Below are 16,093 nucleotides of genomic sequence, written 5' to 3'. Positions count from 1 at the left end.
CTAGAATCGATCCAGCACGAGGAGGCGATCTGTGGCGCAGTCAGCGGCAAAGTCCAAGGCAGAGCCGGCCCGCACGGAGGACGGCACGCCGATCGGACCCACCGGGCGCCCGTATCAGGGCTTCGCGGTTCCGCCGAGGCTCGAGAGCACGGGCCCGGCGCGCATCATCGCGCTGTGCAACCAGAAGGGCGGGGTGGGCAAGACCACCACGACCATCAACCTCGCCGCGGCGCTCGCCGGATACGGCCGCCGCGTGCTCGCCGTCGACTTCGACCCGCAGGGGGCGCTGTCGGCCGGGCTCGGCATCTCGACGCACGACCTGCCCACGGTCTACGACCTGCTGCTCGACACGAAGCGCGACCCGCACGAGGTCATCGTGTCCTCACCGGTGCCCGGTCTCGACATCCTGCCGGCGAACATCGACCTGTCGGCCGCCGAGGTGCACCTCGTCAACGAGGTCGCGCGCGAGACGATCCTCGCCCGGGTGCTGCGCAAGGTGTCGAACGAGTACGACGTCATCTTCATCGACTGCCAGCCGTCGCTCGGCCTGCTCACCGTCAACGCGCTCACCGCGAGCCACGGCGTGCTGATCCCGCTGGAGTGCGAGTTCTTCGCGCTGCGCGGCGTCGCCCTGCTGATCGAGACGATCGACAAGGTGCGCGACCGGCTCAACCCCGTGATCGAGCTCGACGGCGTGCTCGCGACGATGTACGACCCGCGCACGCTGCACTCCCGCGAGGTGCTCGAGCGCGTCGTTGAGGCGTTCGGCGACGACGTGCTGGAGACCGTGATCGGCCGCACCGTGAAGTTCCCGGACGCGTCGGTCGCCGGCGTGCCGATCACCCAGTTCGCGCCGGAGCACCCGGCCGCCCAGGCCTACCTGCGACTGGCGCGGGAGCTCGTGGCTCGTGGTGCCGTCGCCTGACGAGATCGATGCCGCCGCGGGCGAGACCGACGGCTTCCGCGTCTCGCTCGGCGTGTTCGACGGGCCGTTCGACCTGCTCCTGAGCCTGCTCGCGAAGCATGAGCTGGACATCACCGAGATCTCGCTCAGCCGTGTGACCGACGAGTTCATCGCCTACCTGCGCGGGCTGGAGGCGCACGAGGAGCTAGAGCAGGCCTCGGAGTTCCTCGTCGTCGCGGCGACGCTGCTCGACATGAAGATCGCGGGGCTGCTGCCGCAGGGCGAGCTCGTCGACTCGGAGGCCGTCGCGCTGCTGGAGGCGCGCGACCTGCTCTTCGCGCGGCTGCTGCAGTACCGCGCGTTCAAGGAGGTCTCCGCGTGGTTCGCCCGGTGCCTCGAGCGCGAGCAGCACCGCCACGCGCGCGCCGCGCCCCTCGAGGAGAAGTACCGGCGGGCCGTGCCGGAGCTGATCTGGACCCTGTCGCCCGACGACTTCGCCGCGATCGCGATGCTCGCCTTCGCGTCCAAGGAGGTTCCGCACGTCGGGCTCGACCACCTGCACGCGCCGCTCGTGTCGATCCGCGAGCAGGCGGCGGTCGTCGTGACGCTGCTGCGCGGCGCGGGAGCGCTCACCTTCCGCGACCTGGTCGCCGGCGCGGCGCAGCCGGGCGTCGTCGTGGCCCGCTTCCTGGCGGTGCTCGAGCTGTACCGCCTCGCGGCCTGCTCGTTCGAGCAGCTCGAGCCCTTGGGCGAACTCACCGTACGCTGGACAGCCGAGCGCTGGTCCGAAGAGAACCTCGCGACCCTGGGAGCAGACTATGACCGATGAAGCGCCGCTCGACGCGGCATCCGTCGCCCGTCGGCTCGAGGCGATCCTGCTGATCGCCGACGAGCCGCACAGCCTCGTCGCCCTCGCGGCCGCCGTCGCCGCGCCCGTGCCGATCGTGCGCGCGGCGATCGCCGACCTCGTCGCCGACTACGACGGAGAGCACGGCGGGCCGCGCCGCGGCTTCGAGCTGCGCGAGGTGGGCGGCGGCTGGCGGCTCTACGTGCGCGAGGACCACGACGACCTGGTCTCGGGCTTCGTCAACGCGCAGGCGCCGTCGCGGCTGTCGCAGGCCGCGCTGGAGACGCTCGCCGTCATCGCCTACAAGCAGCCCGTCACCCGCAGCCAGGTCGCGCAGATCCGTGCCGTGAACGTGGACTCCGTCGTGCGCACGCTGCTCGCGCGCGGCCTCGTCACCGAGCTGTTCTCCGACCCGGAGACCGGCGCGATCAACTACGGCACGACCGACGCGCTGCTCGTGCACCTCGGCATCAACTCCCTCGACGAGCTGCCGCACATCTCGCCGCTGCTCGACGACGGATCGGCCGGATTCGACTCGGAGCTGGTGCGATGAGCGAGGAGACCGAGGGCGTGCGCCTGCAGAAGGCGCTCGCGAACGCGGGCGTGGCCTCCCGCCGCGTGTGCGAGCAGTACATCGTCGAGGGCCGCGTGCGGGTCAACGGCGCCGTCGTGACCGAGCTGGGCACGCGCATCGACCCGGACGCCGACCGCGTCGACGTCGACGGCACGGCGGTGCAGCTCGATGCGACGAAGCGCTACGTCATGCTCAACAAGCCGACCGGCGTCGTCTCGTCGATGCGCGACGAGCGGGGCCGTCCCGACCTCCGCCGGTTCACGCGGGAATGGCCCGAGCGGCTCTACAACGTGGGCCGGCTGGATGCCGAGACGAGCGGCCTGCTCGTGCTCACCAACGACGGCGAGCTCGCCCACGTGCTCGCGCACCCCTCGTTCGGGGTCACGAAGGTGTACATCGCGAAGGTCGAGGGGCGCGTGACGCCCGCGACGATCTCGCGCCTGACCAAGGGCATCGACCTCGACGACGGGCCGATCGCGGCCGACAAGGCGCGGCTGCTCGACGTCTCGGGCTCGTCGAGCCTCGTCGAGCTGACGCTGCACTCCGGCCGCAACCGCATCGTGCGGCGCATGTTGGCCGCCGTCGGGCATCCGGTCGACGAGCTCGTGCGCCGCCAGTTCGGGCCGCTGCACCTGGGAACGCTCGCGGCCGGACGGGCGAGGGAGTTGACTACAGTGGAACGCGGCGCGCTGCTGACCCTCGCGCGCCGTGACGCGTCGGCATCCGACGCCCCCTCCCCACCCGAACCGGAGCCGAAGTGACCGACGTGACCCGCGCCCGTGCCGCCCGTACGAGCGGCACCGTGCGCATCGTCGGCGCGGGCCTGCTCGGGTCGAGCATCGGCCACGCGCTGCGCGCCCTCGGCGTCGACGTCGTGCTCGCCGACTCCTCGCCCGCGCAGCTGCGGCTCGCGATCGACTACGGTGCGGGCCGTGCGGCGTCGGACGACGACCGGCCGTCGCTCGTGGTCGTGGCCGTGCCGCCGGACGTGATCGCCGACGTCGTGGAGCGCGAGCTCCGCGCGTACCCGGATGCCGTCGTCACCGACGTCGCGAGCGTGAAGCTCGACCCGTTCCGCGAGCTGCGGTCGCGCGGCGTCGACCTCACCCGCTACATCGGCTCGCACCCCATGGCGGGGCGCGAGCGCGGGGGGGCGATCGCGGCGCGCGCCGACCTGTTCATCGGACGTCCGTGGGTCGTGTGCCGTGACGAGGAGACGCCCGCCGCCGACCTCGCCCTCGTCGAAGGGCTCGCGCTCGACCTGGGCGCCGTGCTGATCGAGATGACCCCCGAGGAGCACGACCGGTCGGTCGCGCTGGTGTCGCACGTGCCGCAGCTCGTCGCGTCGCTGCTCGCCGGCCGGTTCGTCGCCGCACCCGGCGACGCCCTGCGCCTCGCGGGGCAGGGCGTGCGCGACACGACCCGCATCGCCGCGTCGTCGCCCGAGCTGTGGGTGCAGATCCTCGGCGCCAACGCCGAGCCCGTCGTCGAGGTGCTCGATGCGCTCGCCGACGACCTGCGCGACGTCGCGGAGGCCCTGCGCGCGCCGGACGCGCCCGGTGCGCGCCGCGCCGTCGCCGACACGATCCGCCGCGGCAACGACGGCGTCGAGCGACTGCCGGGCAAGCACGGGCAGAACCGCCGGTTCGAGCAGATCGTCGTCATGGTCGACGACACGCCGGGGCAGCTCGGCCGCCTGTTCGGCGAGCTCGGCGCGCTGCAGGTCAACGTCGAGGACTTCCGCCTGGAGCACTCGCCCGGGGCGCAGTTCGGTCTCGCCGAGATCAGCGTGGTCCCCGGCGTCGTCCATCACACCGTCGAGGGCCTCGAGGCCCGCGGCTGGAAGATTGCGAGCACCACGAATGACTGATCCGATCGTCGTCGCGATCGACGGGCCCGCGGGCAGCGGCAAGTCGAGCGTGTCGAAGCAGGCCGCCCGCCGGCTCGGCTACGGCTACCTCGACACGGGGGCCGCCTACCGCGCCCTCGCCTGGCATGCGCTCCAGCACAGCGCCGACACCTCCGACGCCGTCGCGGTCGTCGAGGTGCTGGGCGACTTCGACTATGCGATCTCGCTCGACCCCGACGACTTCTGGGTGCGGGTGGGGGCCGCCGACGTGACCGATGCGATCCGCGAGCCGCGCGTGTCCGACGCCGTGAGCGGCGTCGCGCGCGTCCCGATCGTGCGCGAGACCGTCAACCGCCTGTTCCGCGATCTCATCGCCGGATCGGGACGGCCGGGCGTCGTCGTGGAGGGACGCGACATCACGACGGTCGTCGCCCCCGACGCCCCCGTGCGCATCCTGCTCACGGCCTCGCCGGAGGTGCGGGCCGCGCGGCGCAGCGCGGAGCTCGCGAACGAGGACGCCGCGGCCGTCGCCGACGCGCTGCACCGGCGCGACGCGTCCGATGCGCAGGTCGTCGACTTCCTCACCGCCGCGGAGGGCGTCGTCGTCGTCGACTCGACGGCGTTGGATTTCGAAGCCACCGTGGACGCCGTCATCGGCGTCGTCGACGCGGCGTTGGCTGTGCAGGAGACAGGAGAGCGCTGATGGCCGGCGAAGAGGAGTACGAGGGCGGTCCCGACCACCTCGAGGAGAAGCTGGCGGGCCTCGACGAGGAGCTCGCCGAGCAGCGCGCGGCCGCGCTGCGCGCGACGCTCGACGAGTACGAGCTCGACGACGACGATGCCGATCTGCTCGGCGGGGTGGACGAGGGGCTCGACGGCATCACGGTCGGCCCCGCGCTGCCCGTCGTCGCGATCGTCGGCCGGCCGAACGTCGGCAAGTCGGCGCTCGTGAACCGCATCCTGGGCCGCCGCGAGGCGGTCGTCGAGGACACGCCGGGCGTGACGCGCGACCGCGTGACGTATCGCGCCGAGTGGATGGATCGTCCGTTCACCGTCGTCGACACGGGCGGGTGGGAGCCCGACGCGAAGGGCATCGACCGTTCGGTCGCGGCGCAGGCCGAGATCGCGATCGACCTGTCGGACGTCGTGCTGTTCGTCGTCGACGCGATGGTCGGCGCGACGTCGACCGACGAGGCGGTCGTGCGCCTGCTGCGCAAGACCGACAAGCCGGTGTTCCTGGTCGCGAACAAGGTCGACGACGCGCGGCACGAGCCGGAGGCCGCCGCGCTGTGGAACCTGGGGCTCGGCGAGCCGCACCCCGTGTCGGCCATCCACGGCCGCGGGGTCGCCGATCTGCTCGACGAGATCATCAAGGTGCTGCCCGCGGAGTCGGCCGTCGCGAAGAACGAGATCGGCGGGCCGCGCCGCGTCGCGATCCTCGGCCGGCCCAACGTCGGCAAGTCGTCGCTGCTGAACAAGGCGGCGGGCGAGGAGCGCGTCGTCGTCAACGAGCTGGCCGGCACGACCCGCGACCCGGTCGACGAGCTCGTCGAGCTGGGCGGCAGGATGTGGCGACTGGTCGACACCGCCGGCATCCGTCGTCGCGTGCACCTGCAGCAGGGCGCCGACTTCTACGCGTCGCTGCGCACGTCGGCGGCGCTGGAGAAGGCGGAGGTCGCGGTCGTGCTGCTCGACGTGTCGCAGCCGATCAGCGAGCAGGACGTGCGCATCATCGACCTCGTGCTCGAGTCGGGTCGCGCGCTGGTGCTCGCGTTCAACAAGTGGGACCGCCTGAACGACGACGACATGGAGAACATCGATCGTCGTCGCTACCTGGAGCGTGAGATCGAGCAGGATCTCGCGCACGTCGCGTGGGCGCCGCGCGTGAACCTGTCGGCGCGCACGGGCCGTCATCTCGACAAGCTCGTGCCCGCGCTGGAGACCGCGCTCGCATCGTGGGACCAGCGCATCCCCACCGGCAAGTTCAACGCCTTCCTCGCCGAGCTCGTCGCCGAGCACCCGCACCCCGTGCGCGGCGGCAAGCAGCCGCGCATCCTGTTCGGCACGCAGGCGTCGACGCGGCCGCCGACGTTCGTGCTGTTCACGACGGGCTTCCTCGACCCGGGCTACCGCCGGTTCATCCAGCGCCGCCTGCGGGAGCTGTTCGGCTTCGAGGGCACGCCGATCGTGACCAACATGCGAGTGCGCGAGCGCCGCCAGCGCTCATGACGGCGTACTTCGAGCGTCTCGATGCGACGCGCTTCCGCGCGACGCAGGCCGTGCAGGGGGCGTGGAACACGAGCGAGCAGCACATCGCTCCGGCGTTCGGGCTGATCGCGCACGTCATCGAAGGCGATCACGTGACGCGGCACACGGCGCCGATGCAGCTGTCCCGCATCTCGTATGACATCCTCGGCGTGCTGCCGATCGACGAGGTCGCGGTCGAGGTGCGCGTGCTGCGGCCCGGGCGCACGATCGAGCTCGTCGAGGCCGTGCTCAGCCACGACGGCCGTCCCGCCGTGATCGCGCGGGCGTGGTGGATGCAGCGGGGCGACACCGCCGCGCTGGCCGGCTCGTCGCTGCCGGCGATGCCGCCGCTCGACGCGGTCGAGCCCTGGCTGATCGGCACGGAGTGGCGGGGCGAGTTCGTCACCACGATGGAGATCCGGCGGGAGCTCATCGAGCCGGGGCGTGCGCGCTGCTGGGTGCGGCCGCGCAACGTGCTGCTCGAGGGCGAGGCCGTGAGCCCCACGGCGCGCCTGCTGGGCATGGCCGACCTCGCCAACGGCCTGTCGCTGCGGGCGCTGCCGACGGTCGCGGCGTATCCGAACGTCGACCTGACGGCGCACCTGCTGCGCGTGCCGGTCGGCGAGTGGATCGGGTACGACACGACGGCCAGCTTCTCGGCCACGGGAACCGGCATCACGCACACGGTGCTGCACGACGAGCAGGGACCGATCGCGACGTCCGTGCAGTCGCTGACGGTGCGTCCGTTCGCCTGACGGGGCCCGTTCGGGCCGGAAGGGTGACGCGCCGTTTCCGCCGTGCGGCCGAGGGAGTCGACGGTGTGCAAGGCTGGAACGGTGACGATCGAACAGCCCGCGCCCGGTGAACCGCGTCGGCCGCACGGGCCGCGGGACCCGGGCGACGCGTGGGTCGTCGCCGACGACGGCACGCGCTACTGGGGGCGCTTCGGCGCCGCGGGACTGCTCGCGCTCGACCCGCAGCGCGGCGTGCTGCTGCAGCACCGCGTGGCGTGGAGTCATTTCGGCGACACGTGGGCTCTGCCGGGCGGTGCGCGGCACCTGGGCGAGTCGGCCCGCGACGGGGCGCTGCGCGAGTCGGCGGAGGAGGCCGGCGTGCCCGTGGACGCCGTCGTCCCGCGGCTCATCAGCGTCTTCGACGCCGAGGTGTGGACGTACTCGACCGTGGTCGCGGATGTCGTGCGGGCGTTCGAGCCGGTGATCTCCGACCCCGAGAGCCGTGCCCTGGAGTGGGTGCCGGTGGATGCCGTGGACGGCTACCCGCTGCATCCCGGCTTCGCGGCGTCGTGGCGCGCGCTGCGCGCGGTGCTGGCGGTGCGGCCGGCGATCGTCGTGGACGCCGCGAACGTCGTGGGCTCCGTGCCCGACGGGTGGTGGCGCGACCGTGCCGGCGCCGCGGGACGGCTGCTCGCATCGCTCGCGGCGTTCGCCGAGCAGGGGACCGATGCGCGTGTGCTCGGCCTGCCCGCGACGACCTGGTTCCCGCGGATCCACGTCGTCGTCGAGGGCGAGGCGCGCGGCGTCGACGACGTGTCGGGCATCGACGTGGTGCGAGCGCCGGGCCACGGCGACGACGCGATCGTCGCGACCGCGCAGGCGCTTGCCGCCGAGGGCAGTGCCGTCACGGTCGTGACGAGCGATCGGGGGCTCTCGGAGCGCGCCGAGCACGCGGGCTCGACGGTGCGATCGGTGTCGTGGCTGCGCGACCAGCTGACGTGAGGCGGCGGCGCGGCGTGGCCGCCATCGTCGTCGCGGTGCTGGTCGGGGTGGGCCTGTTCGTGCACTTCGCGCTGCCGGACACGCACGCGAGCGACGTCGCCGCCGACGCCCTGTACGCCGCGGCGGTGTACGCGGCGCTCGTCGTGCTGGTGCCGCGCTGGCCGCGCATGGTCGTCGCGGCGATCGCCGCGGGCTGGTGCGTCGCCGTCGAGCTGTTCCAGCTGACGGGGATCCCCGAGCAATGGGGCGTCGTGTTCACGCCCGCGATGCTCGTCTTCGGCACCGTCTTCGAGCCTCGCGATCTCGTCGTCTACATCGTGACGATCGCCGTCGCCGTGCTCGCCGACGTGCTCGTCTCTCGCCGCCGTCCGCCGCGGGTGGAGGCTGCGCGCTGAGCGTCGGGCCGGCGGTTCAGGTGGCGAGTGCATATCGGTGTCTGCCGGCGAGGCGCGGGGTCCGGGCCGGGTCGATCCAGGCGGGAGGGATCATCCAGACCTTCGCCTTCGTGCCGGGTCCGTCGATGCGGATGTCCCACCCGTCGTCGTGGAGCCGATGGTGGCATCCGGCGCAGAGCAGGACGCCGTTGCTCAGATCGGTGCGTCCGCCATGCGACCACCAGGTCAGGTGGTGGACGTGGCACCGTCCGGGCGGGGCGCCGCATCCCACGCATCCGCCGTCCCTCTCGGTGATCGCGTGCTTCTGCGCTCGCGTGAACAGCCGCGTGGCGCGGCCGAGATCGAGGATCTCGGACTCTCCGCCGAGCACGGCGGGGATGATCTGCAGGTCCGCGGCCAGGCGCCGCACGGCCCCGGCGTCGATCGGCTGGTCGGTGCCGTCGATGGTGGCGGCGCCGGTGCCGGTCTGGAGCTGTTCGAGCGTCATCCGCACCACGACCGAGACGGTCGGCCGGGTCGGGGTCTGCTCGCATCCGAGCGCGTGATCGCACAGCTCGATGAGCGCGTCGGCGCGCAGCTGCCGCATGGACCGCTGATCGGCCTCGGCCTCCGCGGCGTTCCCGGTCGCGCGGTCGTCGCACGTGCCGCCGGCAGGTTCCCCGGCCGCCGCGTCAGCGGCGCGTTCCCGGTTGCGGTTGCTGTTCAGCGTCGCGGTCACGATGCCCTCCACCGCCGCCCGCACGGGAGCGCCCGAGACGACGTCGCTGGTGAAGACGAGCCTGAGGACTCCATCGCGTTCCGTCACCGACAGGGACCGATCGGCGCGAGCGGCATCGAGTCGCGGCTCCAGGCCGTCAGGGTCGAGGAGCGCCTCCGCGTGTGCGAGGAGCTTGCCCAGCTCGTCCGGCCGGAGCTCTGCCGCGGCGATCGCGAGGTGCTGCTCCATCTGCCGCAGTGCGTCGGCGCCCGCTCTGGGGGCGACGCGGTCGAGCATCGTCACGATCGCCGCCGCCGCGGTCACTCCGAGCAGGCCCGCCCGCACGGCGTCGGCGAGGTGCGGATGCCTCTCCGGCAGCGCCTCACCGCTCAGTGCCGTGCGCGGCGCCGTCGCCTCGCCGACCTGAGTGAACCTGCGTGCCTCGCCGACCGCGATGCCCCAGGCGGTGCCGATCAGCTGCTCCGCGCTGCGGAACCCTTGACGCCGCGCCAGCGACTCCTTGCCCAGCACGGGACGCGACTGACGGGCGATCTCGCCCGCGACGGGGACGAGCGCGGCATCCACGTGACGTCGCAACGCTCCGAAGGCCGCGTTCACCGCGACCAGCTCGCCGGGTGTCAAAGCCTCCACCGGACGGCCTCCGCCCGCAGCCCGGAGCACGTCGAGTGCTTCGGCGATTCCTGCGAGCGCATCGGGGTTCATGTCTCTCAGTGTGGCAGATATGTTCGAGTAATGCAACCCGAACGTGAGATTAAATCGTACAAAAGTACGATTACGAAGGAAGGCGAGTCTGGACGAGGCGACGCCCACCGCGTGCCCCGACGTTCCGTGGGACGTGGCCGGGTGGTCTCGTCTATGCGTCCGTCGCCGGTCGGGTCGGCTGGACGACACGTCACGGCGCCGTGTGGATGCTGTCACTCTCTCCCGCGGAGCCGGTCGATCTCGCGCCGCTCGCGCTTGGTGGGACGTCCGGCGCCGCGGTCGCGGACGGCCACGAGCGCCGTCGGCTCGCGCGGTGGAGTGCGGTCCTCCGCGGCGACCGCGGCCAGCGGCGCGCCGATGCGCTTGGAGATCAGCTGCCGCACGACGAGGATGCGGTCGAAGCCCGCGATGCGCACGCGCAGTTCGTCGCCGATGCGGAGCGCCTGCGCGGCCTTGGTGCGCTCGCCGTTGACCCGCACGTGTCCCGCGCGGCACGCGGTGGTCGCGGCGGAGCGCGTCTTGTAGACGCGCACGGCCCACAGCCAGGAGTCGACGCGCACGGAGGGGTTCACGGCATCCATTCTCGTCGCCGCATCACGCGCACCGCGCCGAACACGAGCAGGCCTTGGCCGATCGTGTAGGTGACCATGACCCAGACGCCTGCGAGCGGCGCCGACATCTCGGGCGGCAGGAACAGCCGCATGGCGAGGATCGTGTCGGAGGCGAGGAAGAACGCGCCGCCGACCGCGGTGACCGCGCCGCCGCGGGTGGAGAGGGCGGCGGTGCCGCCGAGCACGAGACCGTAGACGGCGACCGCGACGCCGAGCGCGCCGAGATGGGGCCAGAGGAAGAGCAGGGTGACGACCCACCAGGCGGCGTAGACGATCGTCCATGGCGGTATGCGGTGTACGCGGATGTGGCGGGCGAACAGCCACATGTAGAGCAGGTGCGCGATGCCGAAGCACGCGAGCATCATGGGCAGCTCGTCGTCGAAGAACGGGAAGAAGAACGACGCTCCATCGCCGAGCCACGAGAAGAACAGGGCCCCGACGAGGAGGCAGGTCGGCACGACGCGTCGGGTGCCGCGCAGCGCCCACATCGCGGCGAAGGCGAGCGCGGGCATGAGCAGGAGCTTCGTGGGATACACGAGCGGCTCCGCGCCCACGGCCATGGCGCCCACGTGCACCGCCGAGACGGCCGCGTAGAGCCAGAACGGCCAGGCGTCGACGCGGTCTGTTCTCGTCATCCGAGCCTCAGTGCGACGACGGGGCGCGCCGGCTTGTCGCGTGCGACCTCCTCGAAGCCCGCGTCGAGGAACGTCGAGAGCGCACCGTGGAACAGGCTGTTGCTCGACACCTTGGTGGCGGTCGCGTCGAGCGGATAGCCCTCGACGACGTGCGCACCGCTCGCGCGGGCGTGCGCGACCGCGGCGTCGAGCAGTCGCCGCCCGAGGCCCTGCCCGCGATGCTCGCGTCGCACGACGAAGCAGGTGATGGCCCATACGCCGGGGTCGTCGAAGGGGGAGGGGGAGCACTGATATGCCCGCGTGCGCGCGATGCGCGGCTGCTCGGTGCGGGGCGCGACCTTCACCCAGCCCGCCGCCTCGCCGTCGACGTAGGCGACGAGGCCCGACGGGTGCGCACCGTCGGCGGTCTGCTCGCGCAGCAGCTCGCGCTTCTCGTCGCGCGACGTGCCCCGGAACCGCGTGCTCGTGACCATCCACCACTGGCACCAGCACGAGGCACCGTCGCCGCCGCCCGTCATCGCGTGCTCGACGTCTTCGAAGCGCTCGACGGATGCCGGAAGGATCTCGATCTGTGACATGGCGCGACTGTACGCCGACCCTCCGACATCGGCAACGACACGCGTTCGTCCGCCGGTTCGCGACGCGCGCGCAGACCGGGTAAGATGATCGAGTTGCCCGCGTGCGGGCGGCGAGAACGGGATGTGGCGCAGCTTGGTAGCGCACTTGACTGGGGGTCAAGTGGGTTAGTGGGCTGTTTCGGTCTGAAAAGTGAACAACGGGATGTGGCGCAGCTTGGTAGCGCACCTGACTGGGGGTCAGGGGGTCGCAGGTTCAAATCCTGTCATCCCGACAGAAAAGCCCTGGTGAGATGGTAAATCTCACCAGGGCTTCGTCGTCTCGCTGGAGGGGTTTATGTAGACCTCTGCTCGCTCCGTGACGGTCGTCCAGCGGCCGGCCCGAGAACGCCGTCTACGACGAGCCGGGACCAAACCGGGACCAGAGGGCATGATCCCGTCCCCTTCTTCAGCTGATCGAGGGCGCACGGGAGTCCCGCACCGGATGTTGAACACCCGTGGAACCTTGGCTGCTGAGGAAGGCGTTGGCCTGTGCGGCGGCGTCCGCCAGGTGCCGGGTGTCGGGGTGCAGATACCCTCGCGTGGTTTCCAAAGACTTGTGCCCGAGGATCCCCTGCAGCACATGCAGAGGGATGCCCGCATCGGCGAGCCAGGTTGCTCCGGTGTGCCGCAGGCCGTGCCGAGTGAGGTTCGGCAAACCGAGTTCCGTGACCACCGCATCCCACTTCGTGGCGTCGCGAACGGTAGCGGTCGTGAGGACGCCTCCGCGCGGCCCGGTGAGGAGTCGCTCATCCGGCGCGCGACCAGCGGTAAGACGTCGGAGGACAGGCTCGAGGGGCTGCAGGATCGGGACGTGTCGAATCTCGCGCCCTTTGGTCTGCTTCGTGACCAGCCCACCGGAGCCGGGGAAAGTCTGGCGCCGGATCGTCACGATCCGCTGATCCCAGTCCACGTCGCCGACCTGTAGCCCTGCAACTTCGGATCCTCGGGAAGCAAGGAGAGCGCAGAGCATGACGAAGTCTGAGTAGCTTTGGTGAACCTTGCCGCAGGCATTCGCCAAGGTAGTGAGCGTCGCAAGATCTTTGAGGGCATGTACTCGCGGTGACGTGTCGTTCTCGACGACGGTGAGGGCGGTCTTGCCTAGGTGCGTGGGTCAGATCCTTCCGTTAACGCGCCGGGGTGAATCCGGTGGATAGCGCGGGGTGCTGGGAGAATCGATTCATGACGGTGACTGCCAGCCTGGAGGGTCTGTTCGAGGTCGAGCCGGGTGAGGCGCGGGCGCCGGGCTCGGCTGCACCGGCGGGTGCGGGCAAGACGTTCCGTGGGTATGACCAGGGGCAGTGTTTCCTGCTCCCGCCGAGTCTGGATGACTGGCTGGACGAGGATGATGAGGCCCGGTTCATCTCCGAGGTCGTCGAAGAGCTCTTGGATCTGACGCCGGTCTACGCGTCGTACGCGTCCGCCTCGGGTGCGCCTCCGTATGACCCGCGGATGATGTTGAAGCTGCTGCTGTTCGCGTACGCGACGGGCGTGACCTCGTCTCGTGAGTTGGAGCGGCGCTGCAAGCGCGATATCGCCTTCCGGTGGCTGTCGGGCAACCAGGCGCCCGACTACCGGTCGCTGGCCCGGTTTCGTCGGCGTCACCTGGATGCCCTGCCGGGGTTGTTCCTGCAGGTGCTGCGGGTCTGCGCGGAGGCGGGGCTGGTGCGGTTGGGGCGTGTCGCGCTGGATGGCACGAAGCTGGCCGCGAACGCGTCGCGGCATAAGGCGATGAGCTACGACCGGATCGTGCCGAAGATCGATCAGCTCCAAGCCGAGGTCGCTGCGCTGCTCGCCGAGGCGGAGGCGGTCGATGAGGCCGAGGATCAGCAGTTCGGCCAGGACCGGCGCGGGGACGAGGTCGCCCCGGAGCTGGCCCGCCGTGAGGGGCGCCTGGCAAAACTACGTGCCGCGAAGGACGCGATCGAGGCCGACGCCGCCGAGAAGGCGGCAGCCGTAGCGCGGAAGAAGGCCGACGCCGCCGGTCAGCCCCCTGAACAGGCCGACGCGGCCGTCGCGACTGCAGTGGACACGGCGGCGCCGAAGCCGAAAGCGCAACGCAATTTCACCGATCCTGAGGCGCGGATGATGAAGACGGTCCGCGGCTTCGATTACGCGTTCAACGCGCAGGCCGTTGTCGATGAGGGCCACCAGATCGTGCTGAGCGCCGAGGTCACCCAGCAGGCCACCGATATCCAGCAGTTCGTCCCGATGGCCGAGCAGACCCTACGGAACCTCGACGCGGCAGGAATCGAGCGTTCCCCAGAGGTCGTCCTCGCTGACGCGGGCTACTGCTCGGAAGCCAACCTCGAAGCCGCCGACGATCTGGACGCACAGGTGTTGATCGCGACGGGACGGCAACGTCACGGCGAGAGCTTCCCTACCGCCGGCGCCCCGGACCCGGCCCCAGAGGACGCGAGCCGGCGGGAGCGGATGGCGCACGCGCTGCGCACCGAGCAGGGCCGCACCGACTACGCGCGCCGCAAAGCCATCGTTGAACCCGCGTTCGGGCAGATGAAGACCCGGCAAAACGCCGGACAGCTCCGGCTACGCGGACTCGCCGGCGCCCAAGGCGAATGGCTACTCCACACGATCTGCCACAACCTCCGCAAGCTCCGCGTCGCTACAGCCGCCGGGCTGGCGCCCGCATAGGCCTCCCCAGGGGTCCCGGGGCGTCACAGCACGCACCGACAGTCGCCACGAGCCCCTCGCCGTGCGATCCCGCACGCTCTCACACCGCAACGGCCCGCCCGTTCCCGTTCGCGACCGTCAGCGCGCGATGCCAGAGTCAACGCCGCGCGCCACGCCACCCGATTCTGACCCGCGCACCTAGGCTGCGACGCGAACGCTGGCGGGCGGGGTTGCTCTGGATGACATCGTCGCGGACTGCTTCATCGAGCACGCGCACGAGCGGTGCGATTGTGTTCTTGATCGTCGACGCGGAGCAGCGCGTTTCCCAGTCATCGATCGTGCGATCGATCATGCCTGCCGTAATCTGCGAGATCGGGAGATGGCCCAGGGACGGCAGGACGCGCAAGCGAAGGCCGACTTTGTATCCGTCCACGGTGGAGGTGGGATCCAAGCCCCGCATCCAACGGTCGCCGATAAAGGTGACGTACTCCGACAGCGAGATACGCCGGTCGATTCCGGTCTCTGCCGAGGCCTGCAAGCCTCGGAAGAACTCCTCGGCCGCTTCTTCGTCCGGAACGACGAGTGCACGAACCATCCGCTTCTTCGTCTCGGGGTCTGTCCATCTCGCCCGAGCGCGGATGCCTGATCGTCGGTACTCCAGGTCGGTGGCGACCTTCACCCCGATCGGTGGAATGGGCGGCAGGCCGTTATCAGGGCCGCTCATGGCTCAGCGACTCCAACCAGGCTTCGACTGCGTCGAGCCGATACCGGGTGATGCCTCCCAACTTGAGGAACGGCGGCCCCTTCTCATCTGCCCGCCACCGCGACAGCGTTGACTCCGATACCTTGAGGAGCACGGCCACCTCGTGACTATCGAGGAGCGGCGAGGTCAGGGCTGGCTCGTCGCTCATGGCTGCTCCCGCCACTCGAGGTTCGTGATCTCTCGGATCGTGGCGTTCTGCTCCGCCCGACGTGCAAGTACTTGCTCTTCCACGAACGCGAGGAAGTCCTCGGTGCGGTTCGTGACCGTGCGCTCGGTCGTGTCGGGAGCCTCCCAGTCTTCGGCTTCACCGCCGGGCCACTCGGTGATGCGGGTGGCGCGGTCGCGGTCGAGGCGGGTGCCGGAGATCGTGACCCAGTCGCGGAGGCGCTCGCGCGCGATCGCGAAGTCGTGGTGCCAGGCGAGGGCCTGGTTGCCTTTGGCCTGCGGGTCGAAGCAGAACAGCCAGTGCTGCCTGAGCGCCGACAGCTCCCACAGGAGTTCGGGGTGCCGGTGCCACATCGGCGGCACGACCTGGGCGGGCAGCCCGTAGGTGTGGCGGAGCCAGTCGACCCAGGCGTTCAGCTCGAGGAGCTCATGCTCGACATCGCCGGGCGGCAGCGTGCGCCAGTTGATCGGCCTGGGGACAGCGCCGAGAGTCTTCGCGATGTCGTTCGCGTACGCCTGCCTCGCGACCTCTCGGGCTGTCGCCGCGACATCCGGCGGCAGCCCCTCGTCGGCACCATCAGCCGGGGCGTCGCCCCCAGCAGGCGGGGCGTCGCCCCCGGCAGGCGGGGTGGGGTCGGTATTCATCAGAGGTACTCCAAACGCGTGAACGAGAAAGAAGGGCAGCGCGTGGCGCTGCAATGA

Annotated in this window: 19 protein-coding genes and 1 tRNA gene; 12 read left to right on the top strand and 8 right to left on the bottom strand. The window is 71.0% G+C overall.

From position 1 onward, the window contains the following. The first annotated feature begins 31 nt into the window (after positions 1-31). From AOA12_RS13860 to AOA12_RS13815, 10 genes are all read left to right on the top strand, one after another. Positions 32-925: a ParA family protein gene (locus AOA12_RS13860; RefSeq protein ID WP_054683777.1), complete on the top strand. Its 894-nt coding sequence runs from the start codon at positions 32-34 to the stop codon at positions 923-925. Next, complete coding sequence (locus tag AOA12_RS13855) at positions 909-1,733, top strand: segregation and condensation protein A (RefSeq protein ID WP_054683774.1); 825 nt, start codon at positions 909-911, stop codon at positions 1,731-1,733. Before AOA12_RS13860 ends, AOA12_RS13855 begins: the two co-directional genes overlap by 17 nt. Continuing rightward, entirely contained in the window at positions 1,723-2,304 is a 582-nt protein-coding gene (gene scpB / locus AOA12_RS13850; protein ID WP_054683770.1) for an SMC-Scp complex subunit ScpB, read from the top strand. Before AOA12_RS13855 ends, scpB begins: the two co-directional genes overlap by 11 nt. Then, complete coding sequence (locus tag AOA12_RS13845) at positions 2,301-3,086, top strand: pseudouridine synthase (RefSeq protein WP_054683767.1); 786 nt, start codon at positions 2,301-2,303, stop codon at positions 3,084-3,086. Before scpB ends, AOA12_RS13845 begins: the two co-directional genes overlap by 4 nt. Continuing rightward, positions 3,083-4,195, top strand: coding sequence for a prephenate dehydrogenase (locus AOA12_RS13840; protein WP_054683764.1), 1,113 nt, complete (start codon positions 3,083-3,085; stop codon positions 4,193-4,195). Before AOA12_RS13845 ends, AOA12_RS13840 begins: the two co-directional genes overlap by 4 nt. After that, positions 4,188-4,877: a (d)CMP kinase gene (cmk, locus tag AOA12_RS13835; RefSeq protein WP_054683762.1), complete on the top strand. Its 690-nt coding sequence runs from the start codon at positions 4,188-4,190 to the stop codon at positions 4,875-4,877. The genes AOA12_RS13840 and cmk overlap by 8 nt, the downstream gene beginning before the upstream one ends. Beyond that, a complete protein-coding gene (der, locus tag AOA12_RS13830; RefSeq protein WP_054683757.1) occupies positions 4,877-6,403 on the top strand; it encodes a ribosome biogenesis GTPase Der in 1,527 nt (508 codons plus the stop codon). Before cmk ends, der begins: the two co-directional genes overlap by 1 nt. After that, entirely contained in the window at positions 6,400-7,176 is a 777-nt protein-coding gene (locus AOA12_RS13825) for a thioesterase family protein (RefSeq protein WP_054683754.1), read from the top strand. Before der ends, AOA12_RS13825 begins: the two co-directional genes overlap by 4 nt. 81 nt (positions 7,177-7,257) lie before the next feature. Then, positions 7,258-8,157 carry an NUDIX domain-containing protein gene (locus AOA12_RS13820; RefSeq protein WP_054683751.1) on the top strand — a complete coding sequence of 300 codons (900 nt, stop codon included), beginning with the start codon at positions 7,258-7,260 and terminating at the stop codon, positions 8,155-8,157. Between the two features lie 14 nt (positions 8,158-8,171). After that, positions 8,172-8,552, top strand: coding sequence for a DUF2809 domain-containing protein (locus AOA12_RS13815; RefSeq protein WP_156366507.1), 381 nt, complete (start codon positions 8,172-8,174; stop codon positions 8,550-8,552). Positions 8,553-8,568: 16 nt separating this feature from the next. On the opposite strand, the gene AOA12_RS13810 is transcribed toward AOA12_RS13815, so the two are convergent. From AOA12_RS13810 to AOA12_RS13795, 4 genes are all read right to left on the bottom strand, one after another. Beyond that, on the bottom strand, positions 8,569-9,972 hold the full coding sequence (locus tag AOA12_RS13810) for an HNH endonuclease (protein ID WP_054683748.1): 1,404 nt from the start codon (positions 9,970-9,972) through the stop codon (positions 8,569-8,571). Positions 9,973-10,184: 212 nt separating this feature from the next. Continuing rightward, positions 10,185-10,553 (bottom strand): RNA-binding S4 domain-containing protein, encoded by a 369-nt coding sequence (locus tag AOA12_RS13805; protein ID WP_054683746.1) that lies wholly within the window; start codon positions 10,551-10,553, stop codon positions 10,185-10,187. Continuing rightward, complete coding sequence (locus AOA12_RS13800) at positions 10,541-11,218, bottom strand: lysoplasmalogenase (protein ID WP_054683743.1); 678 nt, start codon at positions 11,216-11,218, stop codon at positions 10,541-10,543. The genes AOA12_RS13805 and AOA12_RS13800 overlap by 13 nt, the downstream gene beginning before the upstream one ends. Further along, on the bottom strand, positions 11,215-11,796 hold the full coding sequence (locus AOA12_RS13795) for a GNAT family N-acetyltransferase (protein ID WP_054683740.1): 582 nt from the start codon (positions 11,794-11,796) through the stop codon (positions 11,215-11,217). The genes AOA12_RS13800 and AOA12_RS13795 overlap by 4 nt, the downstream gene beginning before the upstream one ends. A gap of 198 nt (positions 11,797-11,994) precedes the next feature. On the opposite strand from AOA12_RS13795, the gene AOA12_RS13790 reads away from it, so the two are divergent. Continuing rightward, positions 11,995-12,068, top strand: a tRNA-Pro gene (locus AOA12_RS13790). A gap of 173 nt (positions 12,069-12,241) precedes the next feature. Here AOA12_RS13790 and AOA12_RS13785 read toward each other — a convergent pair. After that, positions 12,242-12,853 (bottom strand): tyrosine-type recombinase/integrase, encoded by a 612-nt coding sequence (locus AOA12_RS13785; RefSeq protein WP_257720142.1) that lies wholly within the window; start codon positions 12,851-12,853, stop codon positions 12,242-12,244. A gap of 119 nt (positions 12,854-12,972) precedes the next feature. On the opposite strand from AOA12_RS13785, the gene AOA12_RS13780 reads away from it, so the two are divergent. Continuing rightward, positions 12,973-14,484, top strand: coding sequence for an IS1182 family transposase (locus AOA12_RS13780; protein WP_442922247.1), 1,512 nt, complete (start codon positions 12,973-12,975; stop codon positions 14,482-14,484). 136 nt (positions 14,485-14,620) lie between these two features. On the opposite strand, the gene AOA12_RS13775 is transcribed toward AOA12_RS13780, so the two are convergent. Genes AOA12_RS13775 through AOA12_RS13765 form a run of 3 tightly spaced genes read right to left on the bottom strand, consistent with a single transcriptional unit; the run spans position 14,621 to position 16,036 of the window. Continuing rightward, positions 14,621-15,187: a hypothetical protein gene (locus AOA12_RS13775; protein ID WP_231637087.1), complete on the bottom strand. Its 567-nt coding sequence runs from the start codon at positions 15,185-15,187 to the stop codon at positions 14,621-14,623. Next, positions 15,174-15,374, bottom strand: a complete 201-nt coding sequence (locus AOA12_RS13770) for a helix-turn-helix transcriptional regulator (protein ID WP_054683737.1) — start codon at positions 15,372-15,374, stop codon at positions 15,174-15,176. The genes AOA12_RS13775 and AOA12_RS13770 overlap by 14 nt, the downstream gene beginning before the upstream one ends. Then, positions 15,371-16,036 carry a hypothetical protein gene (locus AOA12_RS13765; RefSeq protein ID WP_082406265.1) on the bottom strand — a complete coding sequence of 222 codons (666 nt, stop codon included), beginning with the start codon at positions 16,034-16,036 and terminating at the stop codon, positions 15,371-15,373. Before AOA12_RS13765 ends, AOA12_RS13770 begins: the two co-directional genes overlap by 4 nt. Between the last annotated feature and the right edge of the window lie 57 nt (positions 16,037-16,093).

The organism is Microbacterium sp. No. 7 (genome assembly GCF_001314225.1).
Lineage (GTDB): Bacteria > Actinomycetota > Actinomycetes > Actinomycetales > Microbacteriaceae > Microbacterium.
Note: the sequence above shows the minus strand (reverse complement) of the source record. Positions and strands in the feature narration are given on the sequence as shown.

What these genes read in the sequence shown, in the direction of transcription:
- AOA12_RS13770 (WP_054683737.1), bottom strand. Translation starts at nt 15,374, where the DNA reads ATGAGCGACGAGCCAGCCCTGACCTCGCCGCTCCTCGATAGTCACGAG.
- AOA12_RS13845 (WP_054683767.1), top strand. Translation starts at nt 2,301, where the DNA reads ATGAGCGAGGAGACCGAGGGCGTGCGCCTGCAGAAGGCGCTCGCGAAC.
- AOA12_RS13805 (WP_054683746.1), bottom strand. Translation starts at nt 10,553, where the DNA reads ATGGATGCCGTGAACCCCTCCGTGCGCGTCGACTCCTGGCTGTGGGCC.
- der (WP_054683757.1), top strand. Translation starts at nt 4,877, where the DNA reads ATGGCCGGCGAAGAGGAGTACGAGGGCGGTCCCGACCACCTCGAGGAG.
- AOA12_RS13765 (WP_082406265.1), bottom strand. Translation starts at nt 16,036, where the DNA reads ATGAATACCGACCCCACCCCGCCTGCCGGGGGCGACGCCCCGCCTGCT.
- AOA12_RS13825 (WP_054683754.1), top strand. Translation starts at nt 6,400, where the DNA reads ATGACGGCGTACTTCGAGCGTCTCGATGCGACGCGCTTCCGCGCGACG.
- AOA12_RS13810 (WP_054683748.1), bottom strand. Translation starts at nt 9,972, where the DNA reads ATGAACCCCGATGCGCTCGCAGGAATCGCCGAAGCACTCGACGTGCTC.
- AOA12_RS13795 (WP_054683740.1), bottom strand. Translation starts at nt 11,796, where the DNA reads ATGTCACAGATCGAGATCCTTCCGGCATCCGTCGAGCGCTTCGAAGAC.
- AOA12_RS13800 (WP_054683743.1), bottom strand. Translation starts at nt 11,218, where the DNA reads ATGACGAGAACAGACCGCGTCGACGCCTGGCCGTTCTGGCTCTACGCG.
- scpB (WP_054683770.1), top strand. Translation starts at nt 1,723, where the DNA reads ATGACCGATGAAGCGCCGCTCGACGCGGCATCCGTCGCCCGTCGGCTC.
- cmk (WP_054683762.1), top strand. Translation starts at nt 4,188, where the DNA reads ATGACTGATCCGATCGTCGTCGCGATCGACGGGCCCGCGGGCAGCGGC.
- AOA12_RS13775 (WP_231637087.1), bottom strand. Translation starts at nt 15,187, where the DNA reads ATGAGCGGCCCTGATAACGGCCTGCCGCCCATTCCACCGATCGGGGTG.